The sequence below is a fragment of the Spirillospora sp. NPDC047418 genome (genome assembly GCF_040643275.1).
GTDB lineage: Bacteria > Actinomycetota > Actinomycetes > Streptosporangiales > Streptosporangiaceae > Spirillospora.
Map to the genome: position 1 here is coordinate 1 of NZ_JBEYTW010000187.1, position 4,880 is coordinate 4,880.

A 4,880-nucleotide genomic window follows, 5' to 3' on the forward strand; every position below is an offset into this window, starting at 1 on the left:
CGTGTTGTTGTTTTCGACGCGCTCATAACAACAACACGCCGCAGGTCAACGCAGCCGGTGAACCTTGGTGGACCGCTCGGCCCGTGCTAGCCGACCGTGCCGCGCGGGTAGTCCGGGACCGTGTTCGTCCAGCCGTAGGAGACGATCGCGCGGTAGCCGGTCACGGTCGCGGGCTTGCGGACGTCCTCGTGCGCGAGCATCCGCCCGGTCGCCGGGTCGATCACCAGCCACTCCTCGCCCTGGCCGCCCTCGGCGACCGGTCGGGCGATCGCCGTCCCCTTCCGGCCGAGCGGGTCGGTGACCTGGCCGACGACGCGGAGCCCCGGGTCGGTGGCGAGCAGCCGGTAGGCCGCGCCGAGCGTCTTCGGCGACGCGGGCGTGGTGCCGATCTTCTGCGCGTTGGCGAACAGCCATTCCGCCGGGTCGATCGAGCCGCCGTCGGCCCGCACCGACCGCTTGAGCGCCTGCGCCAGGAAGGTCTTGAGGCCCTGCGGGTCCTCCGGCAGTTCGCGCACGTCCGGCGGCGTGACACTGCCCCACTCCTGCAGGCGGAACGCGTGCCCGCCCGGCACCTTGACCTTCGTCCAGCCGGTCGGACCGCTGTCGGTGGTGCGTTCCGGCTGCGGCTTGCCGCCGTTGTCTACGACCGTCGGCCCGCCCTTCGGCGCGGGGCCGAGGTAGCGGCTGCCCAGGCTGCGGGTGGCGGACCACGCCTCGCGGCCGGGCCCGGCGTCCCACCATCCTGTCTGCGAGGTGGAGTCGAACATGCCCTTACCCACGATCACCCTGGCGCGCTCCTGCGACACCACGTGCCAGTACTTTCCCTGGGTGAGCGGCGCCCGCTCGACCGTCGACGCCGCCGAGAGCAGCACGGTACGGGCCGACACCGGCCCCGTCGTGTCGGGAGTGGTGCCCGACGACATCCCGACGGCGATGGCGGTCACCGCGGCGACCGTCCCGGCGGCCAGCACCGGAGCCGCGATGCTCCAGCGCGGCATCGAGAACCGGGGCGCCCGCCTCCGCGACCGGACCTCCCGCTCCAGCCGCGCGCGTCCCTCCTCGACCGACCGCTCGGACGGCCGCTCGTCGAGCAGCGTGCTGATCATCCGCATTTCGTCCATCGCTACAGACCTTCCAGTTCGAGGGCGGCGCGCAGCTTGCGGCGCGCGCGGTTGAGGCGGGAGCCGACCGTGCCGTACGGGATGCCGAGCGCGGCCGCGACCTCGTCGTGGCCGAGCCCGCTCAACGCGACGAGGAGCACCACATCGCGCTCCTTCGCCGACAGTGCGGCGAGCGCCCGGGCCAGCTGCGGCTGGAGGCCCTCAGCCGTCACCCACGTGACGACCTGCTCTTCGTGGCTGCCGACCGCGGGATCGGCCCCGACCCTGGCGAGCGCCCGGTAGCGGCGGGTCTCGGCGCGGCGGTGCTGCGACACGAGCTTCGTCGCGATCCCGAAGAGCCAGGACCGCACCGTGCCCTTGCCCTGGTCGAAGCTCCTGCGCCGCCGGAACGCGACCAGGAAGGTCTCGGCGGCGATGTCGTCGGCCGGCTGCGAGCCGAGACGGCCCGCGACGTAGCGAAAGACGACCGTGTAATGACGGTCGTAGACGGCGGTGAATTGCTCGGGATCGCGCAACGACTCGCTGATGAGCCGCGCGTCCTCCGCATTCACCGCGTGATGCGCACCTGCTGACTCCGACCTTCGGTCGTCATCGGGCGGCGCATCCACGGGATAGGCCATGGGGGAACCCTCCGGGATCATGTATCCGGCTGTCACCCCAACTCCGCCGCAACGCCCGATCCCTTTCGCTCCAAACCACCCCCGATTTCCCCGCCCGCCTCACACCACGCACGAAGATCCGCCGACACCGCCGAGCGCCAGAACGGCTGCGGCTAAGATCACCGCGTGCCCCCCCATCAAGCGCCCCGGCGCGTGTCTGACGTCGGCTCTGGCGCTGGCGACCGTGACCTCCGCCTGCGGCGCGATGCCTCATGACGAGTTCGTGGCGGAGATGCGGTCACGCGGCGGCGGGCTGACCGCGGCACTCGTGCGCGACGCGATGGCCGCCTTCTCCCAGCACTACGGGACGGACCGCCTCACCCTCACCAGGCTCGTCCTCAAGTCCGAGGACGCCAGCGTGACCGCCCGCCTCCGCCTCCCCCGGCATCCCGACCAGGTGGACGAACTCACGTTCACCGAAGACGACCTCGACGGTCCGTCCCCCGTGAAGGTCAGCGCAGCCGAAGACCTGGACCGCATGTCCTTCACCGTCCGGGACGTGCCCGCACTCGAGGACGTCGTGAAAATGGTCGACACGGCCCTGGCCGAGACGAAGTACTACGAGGGCTACGTCGAAACGATCGAAGTGACCCGGACCGCCTCCGCCCCGAAGATCAGCGTCGCCGTCTCGTCCTCCCGCGCGGACGCCGTGGTTACCTTCAAGGCGAACGGCCGCTTCACCAAGGTGACCCGGTCTTGAGCCCCCGGCTCGCCGCGGTCATCACACTCGCCGTCATGGTGCCCGTAACCGCCTTGCTGGTGCTCATGAGCACCACTCTGGCGCCAGACCAGGTCACCTTCACGGCGCGATGGCTGTGCGATGCCCCCTACACCGACCCGTTCGTCGTCTCCGAGCACGTGGGCAGAGGCACCGACATATCGATGTACTGCACAACAGAGCGCGGCGGACGCCAGGACGCCGGCTGGCTGACCCCACTCCTGATCATGTGGGCCGTCTACTACCTGGTCCTGGCCCCGCTCACCAGCCTGACGATCTACTCCCTCAAGCCCAGGTACTAGCCACCCCGCCCAGCGCTCCCTGGCCGGGATCAGGGAACTTCTGGAGGCACGGGGACACTGCCACCGAAGGCCCCCTGCAGATCAGCGGCGAAACGCCGCCAGCCGACTTCGGGGTTCGGCTCGTACCAACTGACCGGATCCTCCCGGACGCCGACGGCCCAGGTCAGGTGGAACAGGCTCGACTCGCGCATCCGATGACACATGATCACCGACCGTTCGAAGTAGGAGCGCCCGTCAAAGATCGGGTCGGCTCCACCGAAGGCGGTCTGGACCTCCACCGGGTTGAGGCTCTCGAGGGTGAGGCCCATAACGAACACATAGGCTCGACGCAGATTCTTGGGGAGCCGCCCGTTGAGTTCCGCCTGCCGAAGGTCCTCGGCCATCCCGAATATCTCGTCGGCACGATTGTTAAGGTTCCTTCCCTCGCTTCCCTTCATCGATTTGTACTCCACGACGAGCACGGGGCAGCCGTGCTGGAGCACGAGCAGATCCCACGCCTTGGACGGCCGGTAGTACCCCGGCAAGGTGGCTTTTGGATTGGTTCGGATCTCCAGGCCGGACGCACCTGTGCTCCGTATCTCGTCCACAATCCGGGTGTTCAGCCCGTCGAGGTGCCCAGCACCGGTGACCGCTGATCGGTTGCCCTCCTGGGCGTTGCCGCTGACCCTGGATTTCTCTTGCTGCTCGCGACGCACTTGAACCCAGTGTTCAAGAGCAAGCTGCACTCTTTGCTCGGCCGTCTGGCCCATGGACTGCTCCGGGGGGAGGAGACGAAAACTAGGGAAGCGCGCTCATCTTGTAGGCAGCCAGGGCCGCGGCCGTGGCTGCGGCCCTATCGCGAGCCCTGAATGCCACGACGAGTTCATCTGCTATGTCCGCGGGGATCTCCGCGGGCCGCGGAGCATGGACTCTGCGAAGATACTGAGCCTGAAAGCGCAAGGTGTTGCCGCGCATCTTCACGCAGTACGCCGCGATCTGGCGCTCTACCACCGCAGAGAGGAGGAGGCCGCCCAAGACCTCCAGGTCCCACTCTTGGGACACCAGGTAGTAGAGATTGTGGTGCGGGTAGTGACCACCCGGCTCAAGCACGGGATTCGGCTGCCGCTTCATATCTTCGAGAAGAAGCTTCGGCCGACTGGTGAGGGACGAGGTGACGCGGTCGATGGTGCGGAACCAACTCGTGGGTGACCGCTTCGAGATCGAACGGCGCAGGACGGCGGTCGCGTTCTGGTTGAGGTACTCGGACAACCGGGGCCATTCATCCAGGTCGACGAGACCGTCCTCGTCCCATGGATTGACCAGGTAATGCCCCGTCCAGGCATAGGTGCCGCTCTTTACATCAGCGGACATGGCGAGCGGCAGTATGCGTTCCGGCTCGGCCGCCTCGGCGTCTTGAGTGATGTATACCGCGTCGGCTCCCGTCGCGACACCGATCCCTATCCTGGTGCCGGCCTCGCGATCTTCGAGCGGCGGATGCCGGTCCTGCAAGTCCTCAAGCCAAGCCAGGGCCTCGGGAGTTCCATCCGGCCATGAGTCGGCGGTGCGGTGCCAATGCGGCAGGCGCGACCCCCGAACGGCTGCGCTGTGGAGTGGGCTACGCGTCCGAAGACACGACCAGGACGCGAAGTCCCTAGCGGATGCGGGGTCGAAGGTCTCGCCCGCTTCACCGATGCCCACCTCGCCTTGCGGACCACGTGTGAGAACCGTGATCGCCGGGTAAGCGGACACCTCGTTCTCGAACGCGGCGACGTCGTGCATCACCAAACAGGAGTCAACGGCGAAGCCGCCCTTGACGATCTTCTCCCGCAAACGGCGCCCATACTGGTTCCGCATCCAGCGGTCGGCACAGATGAACGCCAGGGTGCCGCCCTCATCGAGCAGGTCGAGGCCACGCTCGAAGAAACCAATGTAGACATCGGCCCTGCCGCCCATTGTGGGACAGGCCCGGCGGTACGCGGCAAGGAGGCTGGGAGCCACATCTTCAATGAGCCTTTTTCATCCTCGGGTGGCTTCGTAGTTCTGAAGGACGGCAATGGCTTTGACCAGGTGGCCGGCCTTGCCGGGGCTGCAGCGGAGCCTG

6 protein-coding genes are annotated in these 4,880 nt (G+C 67.8%); 2 read left to right on the plus strand and 4 right to left on the minus strand.

From position 1 onward, the window contains the following. Positions 1-86 precede the first annotated feature (86 nt). A complete protein-coding gene (locus tag ABZ806_RS44805; protein ID WP_500226058.1) occupies positions 87-1,121 on the minus strand; it encodes a CU044_5270 family protein in 1,035 nt (344 codons plus the stop codon). Between the two features lie 2 nt (positions 1,122-1,123). Then, on the minus strand, positions 1,124-1,672 hold the full coding sequence (locus tag ABZ806_RS44810; protein WP_500226059.1) for an RNA polymerase sigma factor: 549 nt from the start codon (positions 1,670-1,672) through the stop codon (positions 1,124-1,126). Positions 1,673-1,985: 313 nt separating this feature from the next. Here ABZ806_RS44810 and ABZ806_RS44815 point away from each other — a divergent pair, with 313 nt between their 5' ends. Both ABZ806_RS44815 and ABZ806_RS44820 read left to right on the plus strand, forming a co-directional pair. Further along, the gene (locus tag ABZ806_RS44815) at positions 1,986-2,480 is read left to right on the plus strand and encodes a hypothetical protein (protein ID WP_500226060.1); all 495 of its coding nucleotides are present in this window, start codon (positions 1,986-1,988) and stop codon (positions 2,478-2,480) included. Then, positions 2,477-2,800 (plus strand): hypothetical protein, encoded by a 324-nt coding sequence (locus ABZ806_RS44820; RefSeq protein ID WP_500226062.1) that lies wholly within the window; start codon positions 2,477-2,479, stop codon positions 2,798-2,800. The genes ABZ806_RS44815 and ABZ806_RS44820 overlap by 4 nt, the downstream gene beginning before the upstream one ends. A 29-nt stretch (positions 2,801-2,829) precedes the next feature. Here the strand turns inward: ABZ806_RS44820 and ABZ806_RS44825 are convergent, their stop codons facing one another. Further along, positions 2,830-3,549, minus strand: coding sequence for a PaeR7I family type II restriction endonuclease (locus ABZ806_RS44825; protein ID WP_500226064.1), 720 nt, complete (start codon positions 3,547-3,549; stop codon positions 2,830-2,832). Between the two features lie 28 nt (positions 3,550-3,577). Beyond that, the gene (locus ABZ806_RS44830) at positions 3,578-4,732 is read right to left on the minus strand and encodes an Eco57I restriction-modification methylase domain-containing protein (RefSeq protein WP_500226066.1); all 1,155 of its coding nucleotides are present in this window, start codon (positions 4,730-4,732) and stop codon (positions 3,578-3,580) included. Positions 4,733-4,880: the final 148 nt, after the last annotated feature.

What these genes read in the sequence shown, in the direction of transcription:
- ABZ806_RS44805 (WP_500226058.1), bottom strand. Translation starts at nt 1,121, where the DNA reads ATGGACGAAATGCGGATGATCAGCACGCTGCTCGACGAGCGGCCGTCC.
- ABZ806_RS44815 (WP_500226060.1), top strand. Translation starts at nt 1,986, where the DNA reads ATGCCTCATGACGAGTTCGTGGCGGAGATGCGGTCACGCGGCGGCGGG.
- ABZ806_RS44825 (WP_500226064.1), bottom strand. Translation starts at nt 3,549, where the DNA reads ATGGGCCAGACGGCCGAGCAAAGAGTGCAGCTTGCTCTTGAACACTGG.
- ABZ806_RS44830 (WP_500226066.1), bottom strand. Translation starts at nt 4,732, where the DNA reads ATGGGCGGCAGGGCCGATGTCTACATTGGTTTCTTCGAGCGTGGCCTC.